At 55.5% G+C, this 20,644-nt stretch carries 14 protein-coding genes and 1 pseudogene; 9 read left to right on the top strand and 6 right to left on the bottom strand.

Features of this window, described 5'->3' with window-relative positions; genetic code table 11:
* Positions 1–2: 2 nt before the first annotated feature.
* From C2L65_RS35515 to C2L65_RS35505, 3 genes are all read left to right on the top strand, one after another.
* A complete protein-coding gene (locus tag C2L65_RS35515; RefSeq protein WP_042309660.1) occupies positions 3–1,553 on the top strand; it encodes a class I adenylate-forming enzyme family protein in 1,551 nt (516 codons plus the stop codon).
* A gap of 37 nt (positions 1,554–1,590) precedes the next feature.
* The gene (locus C2L65_RS35510) at positions 1,591–2,946 is read left to right on the top strand and encodes an MFS transporter (protein WP_081921081.1); all 1,356 of its coding nucleotides are present in this window, start codon (positions 1,591–1,593) and stop codon (positions 2,944–2,946) included.
* Positions 2,947–3,316: 370 nt separating this feature from the next.
* Positions 3,317–4,219, top strand: a complete 903-nt coding sequence (locus C2L65_RS35505) for an aspartyl/asparaginyl beta-hydroxylase domain-containing protein (protein ID WP_103254666.1) — start codon at positions 3,317–3,319, stop codon at positions 4,217–4,219.
* A gap of 86 nt (positions 4,220–4,305) precedes the next feature.
* Here C2L65_RS35505 and C2L65_RS35500 read toward each other — a convergent pair whose 3' ends face one another.
* From C2L65_RS35500 to C2L65_RS35475, 6 genes and pseudogenes are all read right to left on the bottom strand, one after another.
* Positions 4,306–5,961, bottom strand: a complete 1,656-nt coding sequence (locus C2L65_RS35500) for an ABC transporter substrate-binding protein (protein WP_103254625.1) — start codon at positions 5,959–5,961, stop codon at positions 4,306–4,308.
* A 41-nt stretch (positions 5,962–6,002) separates the two neighbouring features.
* Positions 6,003–8,033 (bottom strand): bifunctional diguanylate cyclase/phosphodiesterase, encoded by a 2,031-nt coding sequence (locus C2L65_RS35495; RefSeq protein WP_081921085.1) that lies wholly within the window; start codon positions 8,031–8,033, stop codon positions 6,003–6,005.
* A gap of 239 nt (positions 8,034–8,272) precedes the next feature.
* Positions 8,273–8,908 carry a DUF7002 family protein gene (locus tag C2L65_RS35490; protein WP_042309777.1) on the bottom strand — a complete coding sequence of 212 codons (636 nt, stop codon included), beginning with the start codon at positions 8,906–8,908 and terminating at the stop codon, positions 8,273–8,275.
* Between the two features lie 336 nt (positions 8,909–9,244).
* A complete protein-coding gene (locus C2L65_RS35485) occupies positions 9,245–10,051 on the bottom strand; it encodes an isocitrate lyase/PEP mutase family protein (protein WP_042309778.1) in 807 nt (268 codons plus the stop codon).
* 155 nt (positions 10,052–10,206) lie between these two features.
* Positions 10,207–10,487: pseudogene (locus C2L65_RS35480) on the bottom strand (glutathione S-transferase N-terminal domain-containing protein); the annotation flags it as partial.
* 682 nt (positions 10,488–11,169) lie between these two features.
* Positions 11,170–11,562 (bottom strand): H-NS histone family protein, encoded by a 393-nt coding sequence (locus C2L65_RS35475; protein ID WP_042309687.1) that lies wholly within the window; start codon positions 11,560–11,562, stop codon positions 11,170–11,172.
* Between the two features lie 610 nt (positions 11,563–12,172).
* Between C2L65_RS35475 and C2L65_RS35470 the strand changes: the two genes are divergently transcribed.
* The 6 genes from C2L65_RS35470 (at position 12,173) to C2L65_RS35445 (ending at position 20,594) form a co-directional block, all read left to right on the top strand.
* Positions 12,173–12,748 carry a TetR/AcrR family transcriptional regulator gene (locus C2L65_RS35470; protein WP_042309689.1) on the top strand — a complete coding sequence of 192 codons (576 nt, stop codon included), beginning with the start codon at positions 12,173–12,175 and terminating at the stop codon, positions 12,746–12,748.
* A gap of 569 nt (positions 12,749–13,317) precedes the next feature.
* Positions 13,318–14,289 carry a LysR family transcriptional regulator gene (locus C2L65_RS35465; RefSeq protein ID WP_042309691.1) on the top strand — a complete coding sequence of 324 codons (972 nt, stop codon included), beginning with the start codon at positions 13,318–13,320 and terminating at the stop codon, positions 14,287–14,289.
* 180 nt (positions 14,290–14,469) lie between these two features.
* Positions 14,470–14,757 carry a hypothetical protein gene (locus C2L65_RS35460; RefSeq protein WP_042309779.1) on the top strand — a complete coding sequence of 96 codons (288 nt, stop codon included), beginning with the start codon at positions 14,470–14,472 and terminating at the stop codon, positions 14,755–14,757.
* Between the two features lie 532 nt (positions 14,758–15,289).
* Positions 15,290–16,192 carry a DNA-3-methyladenine glycosylase family protein gene (locus tag C2L65_RS35455; protein ID WP_042309693.1) on the top strand — a complete coding sequence of 301 codons (903 nt, stop codon included), beginning with the start codon at positions 15,290–15,292 and terminating at the stop codon, positions 16,190–16,192.
* A gap of 159 nt (positions 16,193–16,351) precedes the next feature.
* Positions 16,352–18,724, top strand: coding sequence for a DNA polymerase II (locus C2L65_RS35450; RefSeq protein ID WP_042309695.1), 2,373 nt, complete (start codon positions 16,352–16,354; stop codon positions 18,722–18,724).
* A 268-nt stretch (positions 18,725–18,992) separates the two neighbouring features.
* Positions 18,993–20,594 (top strand): methyl-accepting chemotaxis protein, encoded by a 1,602-nt coding sequence (locus C2L65_RS35445; RefSeq protein WP_042309696.1) that lies wholly within the window; start codon positions 18,993–18,995, stop codon positions 20,592–20,594.
* The last annotated feature ends 50 nt before the right edge of the window (positions 20,595–20,644 follow it).

Below are 20,644 nucleotides of genomic sequence, written 5' to 3'. Positions count from 1 at the left end.
AAATGAATGTCGCAAACTGGCTCGCGGACGCTGCAGATCGTCAGCCGGGAAACCCAGCATTGCTACAGGGCGAGCATCTCGTGGCCGACTACGCAGGCTTTCGCGCACTAGCGCGACAGGCCGGTAGACGCCTTGCGGCGGACCACGGCATCATGCCTGGAGACCGGGTGGCTGTCTTCATGAAGAACGCGACGGACTATCTCGTGCTCCTATACGGCATCTGGTGGTGTGGGGCCGTCGTGGTTCCAATCAACTGCAAGCTGCATCCAGCAGAAGCGGCTGAGATCATCAGGGATGCCGGCGCCCGCCTCGTCTTTACCGACGACGGTGACATCTTCGGGGACGCGCTCCTCGTCGACGGATGCCTGGAAAACACGTCCGTCGACTACGCGACCGGGCTGCCGGCACGCAGCGACGCGGATCCACTGGCACGCCCCATCTCACGCGCTCCGGGCGATCTTGCGTGGCTATTCTACACATCGGGTACGACGGGGAAATCCAAGGGAGTGATGCTGTCGCACGGCAATCTGACCGCCATGTCTCTCTGCTATCCGGTTGATGTGGAGCCGGTCACATCAAACGACGCAATCCTCTACTGCGCACCAATGTCCCATGGTGCCGGCCTCTATAACTTCATCTTCGTACGCACAGCTGCACGCCACGTCATACCAGAGAGCCGGGGCTTCGATCCCGACGAAGTATTTAGCATCGCGTCGGTCATACAAAACGTCTCGTTCTTTGCCGCGCCGACCATGGTTAAGCGCCTCGTGGATGCAGTCGAGCGTCACGGCCTGGCGAGCGACGGTATCAGATCGATAATCCTTGGCGGCGCGCCCATGTATCGCGCTGACCTCGAGCGCGCGTTAGCGATTATCGGGCCAAAGTTCATCCAGATTTACGGACAAGGCGAATCGCCGATGACGATTACCGCCTTGGCGAAAGACATCATCGCTGATCGATCGCACCCCGAGTGGAAGAGGTTTGTCACCTCGGTCGGACACGCGCAGTCCTGTGTCGAGGTTCGCGTACTGTCGGAAAAGGGTAAACCAGCCGGTTGGGGCGTGCGCGGCGAGGTTGCTGTCCGTGGCGGGACTGTGATGAAGGGTTACTGGCGCAATCAGCCGGCCACCGATGCTGCAATCGTGGATGGCTGGCTGCGCACCGGCGACATCGGATACCTGGATGAAGATGGCCTTCTCACACTGACCGATCGCTCGAAGGACGTCGTTATATCGGGAGGCAGCAACATCTATCCGCGCGAAGTCGAGGAGGTCCTCGCTCTTCATCCCGATGTCAAGGAAGTCGCGATTGTCGGCCAACGGGATCCTGAATGGGGCGAAGTGGTCGTCGCATTCGTTGCACTCCGACCGCAATCACAACAGGATGAGGAATCGCTGCTGTCCTGGTTCGTGAGCCGGATGGCCTCGTTCAAAAAGCCCAGGCGATTTGTATTCGTTCCGGAGTTGCCCAAAAACGGTTATGGAAAAATTGCCAAAACTGAACTGCGCGCCCTGCTCGAATCGGACAAGCCGGCACTGGGCATCGCCGCTTGAATCAGCGGCTCTAATTCAGACTGATTAAGGAACGCAAATGAGGAACGTAGGAGACACGGGCGTTCAACGGCGCCGCGCATTCTTGGGTGCAACGTCTGGCCATCTGATCGAGTGGTACGACTATGGCGTCTATGGCTTTCTCGCAGCCTATATCGGGAAGGCATTCTTTGTATCGGCCGACCCTATGACAAGCCTGCTGAGCAGTTTCGCAGCGTTCGCGTTGAGCTTCTTCCTGAGACCGCTAGGCGGGCTCTTTTTTGGCCCGCTGGCTGATCGGGTTGGCCGCCGCAAGACTCTGGTAACTGTGCTGGTGCTCATGGCGGGATCGACATGTCTGCTGGGATTTTTACCCGACTATGAAGCCATCGGGATCGCAGCCCCAATCATGCTCATACTGATCCGCTGCGTTCAGGGCTTCTCTGCTGGCGGCGAAATCGGGACGATCACCAGTTTCATCTCCGAATATGCTGGGCCCGGCAGGCGCGGCTTCTCAACGAGTTGGCTCATGGTCACCGCCGTACTCGGGCTTGTCCTCGGAGGCGCGGTCGCCAATGGCATGACCTACGTTCTTGGTTCGGACGCGATGTTGGCGTGGGGTTGGAGACTGCCATTCCTGCTGGCTGGACCGATGGGACTGGTTTCGATGTACATCCGGCTCAAGCTTGAGGACAGCCCTGAATTCCGCGCGCTGGCCGAATCCGACAACGTCTCGAAGGCTCCCCTGCGGGAAGTTTTCAAATGGCGGCGCGCCATCGTGCTGGTGTTCTTCATCATCACCTTGCACAGCTCGATTTTCTATCTCGTGCTGACCTTCGCGTCGACATTCATGTCTCACGTCCTCAAGTTCAACAGCGGGACAACCCTGCTTTACGCCTTCATGTCAAGCGCAGCATCGGCCATCGTTATGCCTTTCGGCGGGATGTTCACCGACCGGTTTGGGCGGAAGCCATTCTTGCTGGTCGTCGGAACCCTTGCCACCGTTGCGATGTACTGGCTCTTCAAGGCAGCGCCTGGTGCAACTCCCGCAAGCTTTCTCCCTCCGCTAATGTGCGTCGCGGTGCTCTTCGGACTCTATGCCTCATCCACTTACGCGCTAATGAGCGAACTGCTTCCCACCCGTGTGCGGTCGACCGGAATTGCCGTTGCCTACAACGTTCCCGTCGCAGTGTTCGGAGGGAGTGCTCCGATGATTTCCACATGGCTGATTCAGCGAACCGGAGACATCACAGCGCCCTTGTACTTTTTCGTCGCAACAGGCGTAGCATCGTTGGTGGCACTTCTGGTTCTTCGACGCACCGATTTTGTGGCCGCCAAATCCTCTGTAGCTACCGACCTGGACGCCGTATATCAGTCAAATCCCCGCCAGCTCATCGCGGAACTCAATACCCGATGAGAGTGATGCTGCGGGGAGTATTCTCGAGCAGGATACTTCCCTGCCTGTGGCAGACGCACGCCGTAACAGGTACGACGCGCGCGAACCGCGTTCTCGCTGAACCTCATCGCTCCTCGCGTGGGTGCGATCCGCGTCATCAAAAAGACTAAGATCGTCAGGCGCATGCACGCATTTATAAGATCTTTTCTGAAGAATTCACTCTGAAATTCTCATTTTATTTTTGCATTCGTGGCAAATCTCCCGGCTACCTTCAGCGTTTAAGTTGCACACGCCACCTAATCTGCAAACTATCGAATTTCTAGTTAATATCCTTCGTTCAAGCAGCCCGCAAAGCATATTGGTAACCTAGATGTTCTTTGGAGCAGCAGGAATGCGCTGGATTTTTATCTTGTGGTTTTTCTCAAGTGTCGCGTATGTGGTCAAGCGAGGTAACGTTCGTTTCGCATTTGCGCGACAACTGTCGGACCATTCAACGTTCCTGGCTCCCATCAATGGTCTGTGCTACCTGTTTTCCCCTCTTAAAGCCACGGCCTATATCGACCTCAAGCATTTTCCCGAGCTTGCACCACTCAAAGCAAACTGGGAAAGCATCCGCAAAGAGGCATTGGCCGTCGATGCGACACAGAAAATATCCGCCGCCACCAACTACAACGACATTGGCTTCAATTCCTTCTTTAAAACCGGCTGGCGGCGGTTCTACCTGAAATGGTATGGCGATCCGCATCCTTCGGCGCAATCGTTGTGTCCGGTCACGACGCGATTGCTGCAGGACATTCCGACCATCAAGGCTGCGATGTTCGCGCAGTTGCCGCCGGGAGCGAGCCTGGTCCGGCATCGCGACCCGTACGCAGGGTCTGTACGCTACCACCTTGGCCTGGTCACGCCGTCGAGTCCCAAGTGCTACATCAGCGTCGACGGCTGCCCGTATTTCTGGCGCGATGGCGACGCCGTCATGTTCGATGAAACCTACATCCATTACGCCAAGAACGAAACCGATGTTTCTCGTATCGTGCTGTTTTGCGATGTCGAGCGGCCGATGTATTTCCGCTGGGCGGCGGCGCTCAACCGGGCGTTTGCAAACGTCGTGTTGCGCGCGGCCAGTTCACCCAACGAAGACGGCGATCGCATTGGCTTCCTGAACCGCGCCTTCAAACACGTGTACGCGATACGCCGGGTCGGCAAGCGCCTGAAAGCGTGGCATCGACCGACGTATTACGTCGTCAAATGGGCGTTATTCGGCTCGATATTCGCCGGCATCATCTACGCACTTTGAAATAGCGACCGCAGAAGGTACTTCACGCGTTGCCCCCTTGCCGCACGCAACCAGGTGACAGATCTCGTTGTGACGCCGCCTGTCGGTTAACCTACCTGAGCCTGGTCGAGATAGAGCTGGGCCATTGGCGTGGCACGCACGCCGGATACATCTGCACGCGTAACAATCAGGGAATCGGCGAAATACGGGATGATGAGTGGCGTTTCGTCCGCAAGCAGTCGCTCGATTTGTCCCGCGACCTGCTTTTGTTCCGCTACATCGAGTGTTCCAATGTAGCGCTTGACCAGCGAATCGTATTGAGGATTGGCATACCGTGCCGCGTTCCATGCGCCTCCGCTCATCAGAGGACCGCGCAGAAACGCGTCAGGTACGCCACGATGCGCGTAATCGGTCATCCCGAGCGGAGAATCCAGCCAATCAGACTTCCCTGCAGTCCCGGAGCCGTAATAAGCCTCTTGCGCTTCAACGCGAAGTGAAAGATTGATGCCGGCATCTTTCGCGGCATTCTGAACTACGACGGCAAGGTCTGGCATTTCAAGAAATGCCTCGGTCGTGAGCGTCGCGGAAAAGCCGTTCGGAAGCCCCGCTGCTGCAAGTCGCGTCCTGGCGCCGTCGACATCTCTTGTCTTCTGTTTCAACGAGGGATCGAATGTCGCGAACATCGGCGCAAATGGATGGTCGTTGGCAACCACGCCGCGTCCTTGCAGAAGTCCACGAACAATCGTATCGCGGTCAAGCACCAGAGCAAGCGCCTGCCGGACCCGTTTGTCCTTGAACACGCCCTGGTCCGTTCGCATGTGAATCTGACGATGCGTGCTCGACCGCGCACCCATCACCCTGAACTCCAGCTCGTGCAACAGGGCCAGGCCTCCATGCACCGTGAACCGTGTAAGCACGTCAACCTGGCGTCCCTGCATCGCGAGTAGCTGACCCTGCGAGTCACCGTAGAATTTGAACTCAACGCGCGGTGTACGAGCCTTCGGACCCCAGTATGATTCGTTGCGTACGAAGCTGGCGCCAAGCCTCGGCTGATATCGTTCCAGCCGATACGGCCCGGTTCCTATGAACGATTTTTCGTACGGACCCTGAAAGTTCGCAGGGAGTATCACGGCATTGACAGTGTCCGATGACACGTACCACGGGAAAGAACCGTTCGGCGAGTCAAGATGAAACTCAATAGTTTGATTGTCCCGAGCGACTGTGCCGCCTTTCGACAGAACGCCACGTAGAAGTGCGAGCGCGGCCGAGCCCGAATGAGGATCGGTCAACCGGTTGAAAGTCGCCGCAACGTCTTTCGCAGTCAGTGGCTGCCCGTCCTGAAATCGAACTCCTTGTCGAACCTTGAATGTCCACACGTCTCCCGCAGTATTTGAGCGCCAGGACAAAGCAAGCGCCGGGTGCAACATTGCCGTCTCCCCATCTGCGTTGATGAGGTATTCGCCACTCTGGTTCAGCAGCGCCGGACTGGCAACGTCGAACGCAGTAAGTGGATCAATCGCCCCGGACGGCATGGGGTGACCGACACGAATCGTTGCGTTCGTATTCCCGACTTCAGCGGCGCGTACGGCTTGTGATGTTGTCAATGATATGGCGCCACCCAGTGTCCACAAGCCCAGTACGCTGCCTGCCCGTAGCAGTTCACGTCGCGATAGCCTGCCTGCCAGAAATTCGTCAATTGCATGGTTCTGCAAGTCGTTCGCACCGGTGCGCAACCGTTGAAGCAGGTGATTCGATGATTTCATCTGTTTGACTGACTGACAATTTTAGAGATGAGTGTGCCGCTTCACGGCCCTCTCCTCATCGCTGGTGGCGGCGCGAGCAAACTCGTAAGTTCCTCGGCAGGAACCGGACGACCTATCAGATATCCCTGAATTTCGTCGCATTCCAGCTGCTCCAGAACCTGTCGCTGCTCCAGCGTCTCGACTCCTTCCGCTGTTACCGCCAGGTTCAGGTTGCGGCTGAGCTGCACAATTGCTTTGACGATGGCTTCGGCGTCGCTACATCCGGGAATGTCACGGATAAACGACTGATCAATTTTGAGTCGATCAATCCGAAGTGACTTCAAGTAGCTCAGGCTTGAGTAACCCGTTCCGAAGTCATCCAGTGACAGCTTCACGCCGAGTGCGCGCAAGCCCCGCAACGCGCGGAATACAGGCTCCGTCTCGCCAAGGAACATACTCTCAGTCAGTTCGAGTTCGATGTTCGTTGCGCGAAGACCTGTTCCCCGAAGTGCACCGGATACAGTCTGGGGAAGATTACCGCGTCGAAGCTGCACTGCCGAGACATTGACAGCAACCGTCTGTAGCGGTAGCCCCATATGCTTCCAGGCTGCGAGCTGCTTGCAGGCCGTTTTGAGCACCCATTCACCAATAGGCACAATCAGCCCAGTCTTTTCAGCAATCGGGATGAAACTACCCGGACCGACCAGCCCGCGTTCAGGGTGCCGCCATCTGATCAACGCTTCTACGCTGACGATTTTCTTCTGCTGAACATCGTATTTTGGTTGATAGTAAAGGACGAATTCCTCGTTTCGGATGGCTTGCCTCAACTGCGCGCGAAGCGTCCGCTGCGCCTCGGCTTCGGAGAGCATGCTCGCATTGAAAACATGGTGTCCGTTCTTCCCCGATTCCTTGATCTGCTGGAGCGCTGCATCGGCCGCGCGTGTCAGATTGCGCAAGGTCTCAGCGTGAGCCGGATAGCAGGCTATGCCAATGCTCGCGGTTACTTCGACTGGGCAGTTCTCGGCGTCGAACGGCTCATCGAATATCGCAACCATTCCTTTGATAAAACGGTTTAGCCCCAACCCAGCGTCGAGACTATGCAAAATGACCGCGAATTCGTCTCCACCGTGGCGACAGACGATACCTTGGTCGCCGACATACTGCGTTAGTCGGCTCGCAGCTTCGACAAGCAACCGGTCGCCACAGTCGTGCCCCCAGGCGTCGTTGATTGTCCGGAAGTTATCGATGTCCAGAAGTAACATCGGCAACTGCTTGTCTGCCCATGTTGCCGCTCTCGTCAGATCAGGAAACAGCGACCGAAGGTGAAACCGATTCCAGACGCCGGTAAGCTGATCGTGATGCGTAAGATGATCTAACCTCTGCTTCGCCTCCTCATGTTCCTTGCGAAGGCGAAGCATCCAAATAGCGAACGCAAGATCAGTTGCCATCTCCTCGAGTAGTATGATCTCATTGTCATTCGGTCTACTCTCTGTCGAACCGCAAATCGCCAGGCCACCGATACACTCGCCTTGGCAAATCAAAGGAAGCGCGATGCACCGCACGAACGGAGGGACATTGCGCGTTTCTCGCGGATCAAGATGATTCTTGTCGCAGCCTTCGTAGATGATCGTGCGCTGCTCCCGGATGGCCTCGGCTGCTGGGCACCCCGTTGGGCCGAACTCTCCCGTCCGTATCTGTGCTATGTATCTCTCAGCGCCACTCGACCATGCCGTCGGGATAACATTGCCTCCACGCTCTGGGTGCACCGTGCCGGCCCAAGCTACGGTATACCCGCCGGCTTCAACGGCAAGTCTGCAAATCTCAGCGAGCAAAGCCTGCTCATCGGTCGCGCGCAACATCGCGTGACTACAGCGCGCCGTCAGATGCAGTGCGCGAGAGCGTATGTCGTCTACGGGGATCACGTCACCAGGTACACATGGTATCGCAGTACCGCGCAAGGTATCGGCAACCTTTGTGGACGGGACTACAGCCGTTTCGTTAATGCGCCATGGAACCGCATCGCCCTCAATCAGCTTTTCTGCTGGATCAGGCCTTGACGGCAATGCCACGCTGGCTTCTTTCGTCAGCGACATGATTGATGTATTCCCCGCGCATCGGTTGGACGCATAGACACGACTCTACACTTGTTGTGATTTTTGCGTACTCTTAACTACTGATCTTGTGGGCCAATCGCCAGGTTTGTATACGGGAGCCTGAAGTGACAACCGTGACAGGAGAGTCCAAGCACAGTGAGAATTCGTTTCGCACTCGCTGGATGCTTTGTTTGTATCAGCGACTGTGCATAAGCATCGAATCCGAAACTTTTTAGCGATCAGGCCTCAATGGTGTACTGTCCAATGAGATGTGCCTCGACTTCCCGCACTGCGCCCCTGACAGTGAGCTCCTTGATGCGATCACGCCCCCTACGAAGTTGTTGCCATTCGCGGTATGTGTAAAGGTGCGCAGGAGAGAATGTGGACAAGCCACGGCGAGCCGGTCTACGGATAGTCGATCCGGTATTGATGGCGGCTAGCTCAACATTCCGATGGCACGCATTCACCAGGCTGCGTGTATCGAATGCCATAACAACGCGTGCCAAGCCGTCTCTCATATTGGCGGCAAGATGCCGATTCAGGTTCTCCTCATCTACCCAGAAAAACACACGCTGATTAAGCATGCGCATCCAGTCCCATGGCGTCAGCTCGTCGTCCAGACATTTGGCTAGCGCCAGTTCGCTTAAAGGGGCGTTGTCTGTGAGCATGGCCTCACCGTGGTCCGGGTGCGAGATTGTCACGCTTGACGGTCGCCTTCGAGTTTCAAGTCGTTCCCGCTCGTCACCCGAAACCTCGAATAGCAATAGCAGATCGCTCGTCGGCAGCAGACCATGTTTCTTGATGCTGGATACGGCGAACGGTCGGGTGATGTGATATAGGCGCGGATGGATGGACGCAAGTTCGTCAGGTGACAAGAAAGACCTCAAGTTTTCCAGAACTCGAACTGTTCAGGTTCACTGGGACACCAGGACACAGCTGCGACTACGTGTCTGGAAATATTCGCTTCAGAGGGATTGGGGCAGCTGCACCGTCGCTGTTTGAATCAACCGTTCACGGCGCTTGCATTCCGGACCAGCAACGGGCTCAAGGCGGCGCAGTTGGGGCTCTGCCGAAGGCCTCGCAAAAGCTGCTGGCGCGGGCCTCCGTACTCGCGATCGCGACTGGTGCACCTGACTGGCTGAGGTCTCGTGCCGCCCGCACGGGTCAGTCGACTCTACCGAATACCTACAGCCAGTTCCGATTCCCGAGCGTCACTTCCGGTTGAACAGCGCCTGTAGTTGGGGATATGACATGGCGCCTTCGAAGACCGCCTCAGACCGGCCGCTATTCAAGAAATTCTTAGCGAGGAGTTCTGCTTTGCCCCAAAGGGCCTGCGAAATTCCCGATCCAGCGCTAAGTCGTCGTACGCCCAACTTTCCAAGTTCGATAGCGTCAGCAAGGCCGGGCCACGCCATCACGTTCAGCGGCAAAGAGACGCTCGCTACCGCAGTTGTGATGTCGCCAGCGTTTAAAAGGCCGGGCAGGAAAAGACCATCGGCCCCGGCACTGGCATAGAGCTTGCCGCGCGTAATCGATTCCTCTGCCAGCCTTGAGTCTTCCACGAGGCGTGCCAGGAAGACGTCGCATCTTGCATTGATGAAAATATCTGCCCCCGACCTGGCAGCGGATGTTCGGATTGCATCGATCTTCGAAGCCAGGAGCGAGGGCGTGTCGGAGCCATCCTCGACGTTGATTCCAGCGACCCCTAGATCAATGAGGCGCGCTACCGTATCTGCAACCGCCTTCGGGTCGTCCGAATAGCCGTTTTCAATGTCAAACGAGAGCGGTACCTCCAGCACGCGCGTCATACGGGAAGCCGCGCCTAGAAGCTCATCGACAGGTAGGATTCGACCGTCTTGATAACCCAACGCCCACGCTACGCCAGCGCTGGTGGTTGCAATTGCTGTCGCGCCAACACTTTCGAACACCCGTGCGCTCCCCGCGTCCCACGCATTCGGAAGTCGAAGCGGCGTTGTGTTCACATGAAGCTCTCGGAAAGTTGCCACAACGTTCGTCATAAATGCCCCCAACTTAGCTTGCCATCCCCCAAGCTTATTGGGGGCCCACACTGCTACCGCTAGTCGTTCAAGCCGGATCTTTCGCTGAGGGACGCTCGTACATCCTTGCATGCCAGGCTTTCAGCGACTCAAATTCTGCCAAGATTTCAACCGACCTTTTCCCTTGGCGTCTGACCTGTCAGCGTTGGATTGCCGTCCAGGTTGTCCAGGTACTCGGTGATGGCCGTGCACTCTGATTGATATGTAATGCCCCATCATTCAACTGAAGAACAGGAACCGTGCCCTCTGGATTGATCTTCAGAAAAGGCGGCTGCTTATGTTCGGCTGCCGGCAGATCAACGGTGGTGAACTCGATGTTCTGGGCAAGGCCCTTTTCCGCCAGGACAATCCGCACACGTAGCGGATCGGGAAAACCAGGATAATCAAAGGTGCGCATTGGCTTCTCCATCGTGACGCAGCAGCTTCTGCCAGGCCGGTCACGCGATGGTATAACCATTTCGCCGCTCCCGCATCCCAGCTGCAAATTTCAATGGATTATACGCATAATCTTAAATTGTCGTGCGCAAAGGAGTGGAGACGCGATGCCGACATCAGTGTATTTCGCACCGGGGCTTGGAGGATTTGGATGCGAAGCCTGGGCCGCACAGCCTCTCAAATGGAACGAGAATATCGCTAGTTTCCAGCGATCGGGCCTTTGCGGACGTGTGACGCGACTCACTTAAGGGTGTTGACATGACGCCCTTGCTCGCGGGCCTCAATTTCAGGATACACCGCCTGCAATATTATTGATTGTGTGAATGCACATAAACGGCAGGTAATTTCCGGATCACTTCGCTGTATTTTTATTGCTTTCTTAGGTATTCTTTACTGCGATCGTATCCGGGTCTTTCATTCTCCTGCAGATGTGGATTCGATCGTGACGTATGCTACTTTTTCGACCGAAGCTGCTCCTCCAAACCCTGTAGCTCTTTGGTCGAGGGGCACAGCTATCGCTGTGCCCCTTCTTTTTTTAAATGGCCCGGACGTGCATCCTCACGTGCGCGAGCCTCCGCGACGTAGCGGCCCCATGTCTTGCTGTTCCCGCTTCGCTAGCCCACCCAGGACTTTGTTGCGAGCACTTAACCGCGCTTGCCCTTCGAAGGGGTCTGCGCTTGCTCTGCGGACGACGGATCAATCAGAAATTTGCTGCGGTCTTTCGCATCCTTGATCCAGGCCGGGGGACGGGCACGCCCACTCCACGTCGCACCTGATACGGGATCCCGGTATTTTGGAGGTACTTTCGGCATTGCGGATTTCGCAGCCGTAGCACGCTTGCCATTCGTTGACCCAGCGGGCCTCCCTCGCCTACGCGGCACTTCCGTCTCAGCCTCAAGATCTTTCACCGTCAGCCCATGGTCGGCCATCATTTTCTTGATGCTCGAGATAACTGAAGCTGACTTCTTGCGACGGAGATCCTCGGCCTTCTTCTGAAGGTTCGCAATCCGCTGTTCGATCTGAGATAACGTAGCCATCGTTTTTCTTCGATGAAAAATGTTGAGAAAGGACCCCGCTCGCGATCATCCTTATCGCAGCAATAGGGCCGGATTAGGCTGCACTATAGCCTCCAGAATGAACAAAGAAAAGGATTTTATGCATAACAACGAATAGTTAACCATGCTTCTTCGAAACTGTTATCAATTTTTACAAGAGTTCATTTCGTCAGAATCCTCGCTTTATATCTGCCACAGCACTCAACGTTGCTCGACCAACAGGTCGTATGGCACGACAGCTACGCCCGACGCGAGGTACCGATCGCGAACGTCCGGATGCGGCCTGACCCCCTGCCCTCGTGGGGCTCCAGTTTTAAGTCGTGTCTATCCGTCGATTCATGACTTGCCTCGTGCCAACTGACGAACGGAGTCTGGTCTCGCTTGATTGGACAGTTGCACAGTTCGACGGGCAACTTCAAACTAACGGCTATAATCCAGAACAGAATCGAAGACCTGCCGGATGATATGACACTATTTTAAATCCACGCGCCTCCGGGCCGCCCGCGCTGCAACGATTGCTGGTCAGACGGACGGCGCCGAGAAACCCGCCACCATTTTTTAGTATCTTTTTACCCCTCTGGGGAACGTACATATGGGACATTCACGGGCTGAAAAAGCAGAAACCCACCAGCGGATCGTTGATGTCGCCGCAAGGCGCTTTCGCGAACTTGGCATTGAAGGCATCAGTGTCGCTGACATCATGAAGGAGGCTGGACTAACGGTTGGCGGCTTTTACAAGCACTTCGCTTCGAGAGACGATCTCGTCGTGGAAGCCTTGGCAGCCGCGTTCCTTGAGATCGAGGACTCGGAGCTTACACAGCAGCCTACGCTCAAAAAGACGATCCAGACATATCTTTCAGAAGCACACCGAGACGGCTTGCATAGTGGTTGCGCGCTCTCGTCTCTTATTAACGATGTCGCGCGAAGCACCGATGATGCGCGTGAGGTCTATACCCAACGCCTGGAGCGGAGTCTGGCGCTCGTCGAGGGGCAGATTCCTCCGGGGACCGAAGGTAACCATCGTGCGAAGGCACTTCTGATTTATAGTGCATGCGTAGGGGCGATGGGACTGTCAAGAGCGGTCTCGGATCCAAAATTGTCACGCCAGATCCTCAACACAGTCGCAGCTGAGCTTGTATCCCTTTTCTCAGCAAGGCCAACTGCCTAAAGACGCACGACATCAGTAAGTAGCGGCTATTGTTTATTGTGTAGTTGCACAAAAAATCAGTTTCCGGCCGTCCCCTATGATTACCCTGGGACGGTCGCCCTCAGCCTACCAAGACGTCGCGCTCGGCACGTGTGAATTTCCTTCTACACGTGATGGCTAGTCCCGCTTCCCTGTAACACATCCACCGCGCCACCAACGGGCCAATGGTTCGCCCTCAGCCTGGCAACATTGACTATGGCACTTCGGATCGGTGCAGTTCCACGCGAAGGAACAATGCCCATGTTCAACCCGAACCCGATGCCAGCTTACAGTTATGCGGACCATATCGGCACGGGCGATGTGAGCAGCCAACGTCCCTGCCCGCCCTTGGCGATCCAATAGCGACTTTTTATCCCCACACGACTGGTATCGCTCAGCGCCTAAAAATTCCCCCCATCTCCTCAATATCTGGATAAATTCAGTTAAGTGGTTATAATCCAGATTACAGTTTGTGCGGGTTCGAACAATCCACGTTCCCGAACACCTAAATTGTGTCGCGGCGTACAGATAGACACCGCTCAGGGAGTGAAATGGATCGGCTTCAGGCAATGCAGACGTTCACGAAGGTCGTCGAGATGAACAGCTTTTCGCGAGCGGCTGATGCACTGCATCTGCCTCGAGCGTCGGCAACAACGATAATAAAGAACCTCGAATCGCACCTTAAGGTGCGACTGATGCAACGCACCACGCGTCGGCTGAGCCTCACGCCCGAGGGCGCGCAATATTATGAGCTCTGCGTGAAGGTGCTGTCTGAGATTCAGGAATGTGAAGATGCGCTATCGAAGACGGGTAAGGGTCCTCAAGGGCAGCTCCGCGTTGACATGCCAGGATCGATCGGTCGCCTGATTGTGACTCCACGAATTATGGACTTCCGAGAGCGCTATCCTGATATCGATCTCATAATTGGGTTTGCCGATAAGCCGTTTAGCCTTGTTTCAGAAAGCGTCGACTGCGCTATCCGCGCCGGTGATCTGCATGATGCAAACTTTATTCGACGACCACTCAGCGAAGTGCAGATGCTAACCGCTGCAAGTCCGACGTACCTCAAACAGAACGGAACACCGGCAAGCTTCATTGACCTGGAAACCCATTACGCGGTCCATTACTGCTCCAGCGCGTCAGGACGGGCGGCGGCCCTAAACTTCCTCGTGGATCAGGTGCCTCGTGAAGTGAAGATGAAGCGGGCGATGATGTTGAGCGACATTGAAGCCTATGTGATCTGCGGCGTGCTGGGCGCGGGGATCATCCAGGCGCCGCGCTTTCTGCTCCAGAGGCATCTGGAGGAAGGCTCTCTGGTCGAGATACTTCCCCGATGGAAGCCACTGCCGATCTCAGTATCAGCGATATATCCACAAAGCCGCCACATGGCCGCGAAAGTTCGGGTCTTTGTCGAGTGGGTTGCAACCGTGTTCGAGAATTGCCCTGCCTTGCACATCGCGGGCTGGGATGCCACCAGTGGACTTGACTCGCGGTCATTCAACGATCTCGCATCCTCTCTCTGACCCATGACAGCTCCACATGGGACTAATGTCTCTACGCGCCCGTATACATGAGCCAGTAGCTGAAAGCCGTTTGCACGTGATTCGTTGAGCTACAGCTCCCGATAGATTCTTCTCTCCCCGTTAACTCGTCTGACATCTCATACCACGCGGTTTCCCGTCAGACATGTCAAAGGAATGCAATTGGACGACGAACTCAGATTTGTCCAGGCGATGGCGAGCGCTATGTCCTCGAGCGTCAGTTCGGTATCGAGACTTGGGGCACGCAACATTGTATTGATCAAATTTGTGGACGCAGTACTGCCACTGTTGACGAGCGACCAATGCGTTCGCATCGCACCGGAATTTCAACGCTCCATCGAAGATGTAATGGCACTGATGGACGACAGACGATTACCGGCGGAATATCACAAGGTGCTGCTGGAGGAGACAAACGCCTGCCTGAAAACATTGAAAGAATTGAGGCAATGATCATTTCCTCAGATGTTGGCAACAGCGCGTCAAAATCTTTACGAATCAAGAATTTGCATTGACAAGCGACCGACTATCAACAAGGTTATGCACAAAAACTGTGGATAACCCGTTTCAACCTGCATCGGGCAGACACTTGTGTGCATGCGCCTGTGCGTTACCCTCGAATGATTGTCTTCGCTCTTGCGACGCCTGCCTTCCACCTGTATGGACAAAAGACGAAACACCTTCAAGGATACGGTGACGTCCGAAAAGAGAAGTCACCAGCATATATTAAAGATTATGAGTATACTCTTTAAGTATGAAAACCTATCTAATGTTCATTGCGTTGGCCCTCGCATCTACAACCGTCGCTGCGATCGCTTTCTCAGCTGACGCGGACAATTCATTTGTCACTATCATGGCTATGATGTATTCCGCGCTGCCAGCCTAGTCGTCGACCCAGGATGCTTCATTTGTTCTCATTTGCCCGAGGCGGCGAAGCAACCGATGTCTCGCTAGCGATAAGGCTGAATACCCGACGCATGTCACGATGCAGATAACTATCGAACTGCCGTTTCGAGGCCCCCTTGACTGGCTAAAAATGTTGCAATTTTTCGGCAGCCGTTCATCGGCCGGTGTCGAGGCGGTCGAAGCCGGCGTGTATCGCCGCGCCATCGAATGGGCTGGCGAGAGTGGAACAATGGACGTGCGCTTGCATACGCGGAAAAAATGCCTGGTTGCATTGATAGAAGGTCCTGTTGCTCGCCACGCCGATCACCTGATAGCACCGATGATCCGGATGTTCGATCTCCAGACCGATCCACGGGAGGTGTACAAATGTTTCTCGTCGGATCCTTGGCTTTCACCCCTTATTGAGTCGTCTCCGGGTCTGCGTGTGCCAGGCACATGGTCCGCATTTGAACTTGTTATCCGAACAATTGTTGGGCAACAGGTAAGCGTGAAGGCTGCGGCAACGATTATGGGCCGCATTGTGCAGAGGGCGGGAAAACGCATAGACGGGCATCGCCATGAAGGGACCGCTTGGCGATTTCCAACACCGGCTGACCTCGCTAAAGCAGACCTCGCCCAGATTGGCATGCCAGGAAAAAGAGTCGCAACCGTGCAGAACGTTGCAGGTGCCGTAGCGACTGGCAGTCTTCCCCTTGATGATCCGGGCGCCGATGCGCAGACGGTTCGACAGGCCCTGCTTGCGATGCCCGGTATCGGCCCATGGACAGTGGAATACGTCGCGATGCGAGCATTGCGTGATCCTGACGCATGGCCGGCATCTGACCTTGTTCTGATGCAGGCAATAGCTCGGCGCGACCCAACGCTTACAAGAGCCACACTGCAACGCGTCCGCACCGAAGCTTGGAGGCCATGGCGCGCATATGCAGCGATGCACCTTTGGAATAGCGTTGCAGAGCAAGCCGGCCTTGCACGGGGCGGTTGACCTTACCATCGCACATTTTAGAAGCGTTGCGCAGATGCAAGCATTTTCAGATGCACGCCAGTCTCAAAGAGCGCTTGACTCATCAAATTTGTCGTCGTCGCGGGCCCGCAGATCCATGACCATACTGACCGGCGTTGCCCGCTTGCCTAAGCCCCAAGCATGAATCGGGCTCAATCATCCAGCGGTTTCATCCTGACTCGCCACTGGCGGGACACGCACCACGGCACAGAGATCGAATTTTGGATCGCGACGGATCGAGGCGCTCGCAGAGTCAAACTTACCTCACAGACATCCGTCGCGTTTGCACCCGTTGAGTTCGAGCCCCAGCTCGCTTCATTGACTGCGCGTTTCCCAGGAGCAGTTATTCGAAGTCTCAAACTCAAGGACTTTCAGCAACGCGATGTCATGGGGGTGTATTGCGAGCAATACCGGCAACTGATGGCCTTAGAAAAAAACCTGAAGAATCAAGGGATACCGCTCTACGAGGCTGACATCCGGCCTCCTGAGCGCTATCTCATGGAGCGTTTCATCACGGCGTCGGTGGAAATCGAGGGAGGATCCGTAGACGGCACGACCATCGCGGACTGCCGACTACGGACCGCTCCCGGTCATCGCCCGGCGTTATCGATGGTGTCCCTCGACATTGAGACGAGCGCCCACGGGGATCTGTATTCGATTGCGCTCGAAGGGTGCGGCCAACGCCAAGTCTACATGCTAGGGCCGCCCACTGATGATGCGCATCCAGCCGATTTCGATCTGGAGTATTGCTCCAGCCGGGCACAGATGATCAAGCGGCTCAACGCGTGGTTTCGCGAGTTCGATCCGGACCTGATTATTGGCTGGAGTTTGATCCAGTTTGACCTTCGCGTCTTGCAGGCTACGGCTGACAAGCACAAAATTCCGCTCGCACTCGGTCGCGACGGAACACCTGTGGGGTGGCGAAAACATGGCCGCAAGGACGGCTATTTCTTCGCATCGATGGCTGGACGTATAGCCATTGACGGAATTGAGGCGCTTAAGGCAGCCTTATGGAGTTTTCCGAGGTTCAGTCTGGAAGTCGTTTCTCAAGCCCTGCTTGGAGAAGGTAAAGACATTTCTAGTACCCATGATCGCATGGAAGAGATCGACCGCCGCTTCCGCGAAGACAAACTCGCTCTCGCGCGCTACAACCTGAAGGACTGTGAACTCGTTACTCGGATTTTTGCGAAAGCAAAGCTGGTGGAGTTCCTTGTTGAGCGTGCCAACGTTACCGGTTTGCAAATTGATCATTTCGGCGGCTCGATCGCAGCGTTCAACCACCACTACCTGCCACGGATGCACCGTGATGGCTATGTAGCGCCCAATGTCGGACAGATCCCTGAGACGTCCTATCCCGGTGGTTTTGTCATGGACTCTCGTCCAGGCCTATACGACTCGGTCCTGGTTTTGGATTACAAAAGTCTGTACGCTTCCATCATCCGCACGTTTCTCATCGACCCGGTTGCAATGGTCGAAGCGGAAATCGAACTCGACAACGCTGCTGTCGTACCAGGGATGAACGGCGTTTTCTTTTCGAGAAACAAAAGTGGTCTTCCAGACATCGTGACGCAACTATGGAAGCGTCGTGATGCAGCCAAGCAGCAGAAAAATGAGCCCCTATCGCAGGCATTGAAGCTGCTGATGAATTCATTCTGCGGCGTACTCGGATCACCAGACTGTAAATTCTTCAACCCGTTGCTTGTCTCTTCGGTGACGTTACGCGGTCATGAGATCATGCAACGGACTCGAGAGCTTGTGGAGAACGAAGGCTACGACGTAATCTACGGAGACACTGACTCGATCTTCGTGTGGCTTGGGCAAAAACACACGGACGAAAGCGCGAGACATGTTGCAAATCACCTTGTAGCGACGATCAACCAATGGTGGGACAAGCATCTTGCGAAAAAGCTGAAGCTAAAAAACGCACTCGAGATAGAGTTTGACGTCTATTATCAACGGTTCTTCATGCCAACGATCCGTGGCACCGACCTAGGCAGCAAGAAACGATACGCGGGTCTCGTTCAGTCAGCGGACGGCAAGGACAAAATCGTGTTTCGCGGCCTCGAGACTGCGCGCAGCGATTGGACGCAGCTGGCACAGGAGTTTCAGCGAGATCTCTATATGAGAATCTTCAAGGCTGAACCCTATCGCGACTTCGTTCGTTCATACGTCCGCGATACGAGGCAAGGCAAATTCGACGAATTGATGGTGTACCGGAAACGGCTGCGTCATCGCATCGACAGCTATCAACGGAATGTCCCACCGCAAGTGCGCGCCGCGCGGTTGGCTGACGAACTCAACGCCAAGGAACAGCGTCCGCTGCAATATCTGAACGGCGGGTGGGTTAGCTATCTCATGACGCGCCGTGGTCCGGAGCCGGTCGAATGTGTCTCCGCACCGATTGACTACGAACACTACATAAATCATCAGCTTCAACCTGTTGCTGACGCAATCCTTCCACTCGTAAACGACAGTTTCGGCGAGCTGATCGACGAGCAGGCTAGCCTTTTCTGATCAAGCCACGATTGAGGCTCGGCAGCGCTCAAACAAATGCATAAATCTGTTGCCTGGAGCGAATCCTTCGCTGGCCCTACGGCGCACAGGGAGCGCATCGTCTGCTCTAAAAAAATCGAAAATCATGTAACCTTCGCCAGTCACCGAACGAACTAGATTCGACAGCGCTCCGTTCTTTCAGGCACAAGCAAACAAATGCGACGCGATCGCCGCCGGGACGACTGAACAACGCGCGGAAGGGACAAAATCAGATGCATACGGGGTTGACATGAAAGTTCGACGTTGGAGTATTCGGGGTAAACTGATCGCTGGTTTCGGTGTCGTTCTTATTGCCCTTGTTGCATTGGCTACGATCGCTATCGTGCAGGTGCACAGCGTCCGTGAAAAGCTGGATGATGTAATTGACGTCAACGGAGTAAAGGAGCGATACGCGATCAATTTTCGAGGCAGCGTCCATGACAGGTCCATCGCTCTCCGCGATGTCACCCTCGTCAGTCCGGACGAATTACCCAAGGTTGTAGATCGTATAAGGAAGCTTCAGTCCGATTACGATGAGTCGGCCAAACCACTCGAAACCATCTTTCTTCGAAGTATCAACGTCAACGACGAAGAAAAATCCATCTATGCCCGGATCAAATCCGAGCAGGCGCGCAGTCTCCCACTGATTGACCGGGTTATCAGCCTTCAGTCGGAGGGAAAATTTGACGATGCGAGAAAGGTCCTGCTCGATAGCGCTCGGCCCGCTTTTATCGACTGGTTGGCATCGATCAACACGATGATCGACTACGAGGAGTCTCTCAACGATAGCGAAGGAGCGGATGCACGGGATATCAGCGCGAAATTCTCGTTGTACATGGCCGGCCTCGCCGCTGGCGCCTGTCTCTTCAGTATCGGCGCCGCATGGTTTGTCACGAGAAGCATCTCGCGGTCGCTTGGCGCAGATCCGCACGAAATGATCGACTTTGCTGAGGCGATTCGCGACGGCAACCTGACTAGGCCATCACCGGTAGATCCGAACGATCTGACGAGCGTTATGGCCACCGTCGCGAGGATGCGTGACAGCCTCGTAGATATCGTTGCGCACGTACGAGCGGCAGCAGATGACGTCGTTTCCGCCAGTCGCGAAATCGCCGACGGCACTGACGATCTTGGCACACGAACCAACGATCAGGCAGCTGCTCTGGAGCAAGCGACAAACGCCCTGACCGAATTCGACGCCAGTGTGTCCGCCAATGCAGCCAATGCGGGACATGCCGATGGCCTAGCCAACAAGGCCTCCGAAACCGCAACCAATGGTGGCGACGCCGTCGGGCGCGTTGTAGACACGATGCGCGGAATAAGCGCCTCTTCCAATCGGATCGGCGAGATCATCTCCGTCATTGATTCGATTGCCTTTCAAACCAATATCCTTGCCCTGAATGCGGCCGTCGAAGCAGCAAAAGCAGGCGGGCATGGCCGGGGGTTCGCCGTGGTCGCTGGCGAGGTTCGCATCCTTGCCCAGAAAAGCGCCGAAGCCGCGAAGGAAATAAAGATCCTCATCCGGGACAGCGGTGCGCGAATCGGAGAAGGCAATCGCCTTGTCGACACCGCAGGTTCGACCATCGGGCAAGTCGTCGAGTCGTCGCGCAACGTAACGGCGATCATGAGCGAAATCAACGACGCCTGCAGGATGCAGACCCACCAAATAGGAGAAGTGCGCAGCATGATTGCGCATCTTGAGCACAGTACTCAGCAAAACACCGCGCTCGTCGAACAGTCCCGTGCAGCAACTGCAACCCTCCTCTCTCAAGCGGAATCTCTACTGGAAACGGTCAGCATCTTCAAGCTAGAAGCACAAGCCGCTACACCGAAGGTCCTGGCAGACATTTAACAGAATGGCATTGGCCGATGCTGGCGCCGCAAACATGGTTCGCGCGCTGA

It is taken from the genome of Paraburkholderia terrae (assembly GCF_002902925.1).
Classification (GTDB): Bacteria; Pseudomonadota; Gammaproteobacteria; order Burkholderiales; family Burkholderiaceae; genus Paraburkholderia; species Paraburkholderia terrae.
Note: the sequence above shows the minus strand (reverse complement) of the source record. Positions and strands in the feature narration are given on the sequence as shown.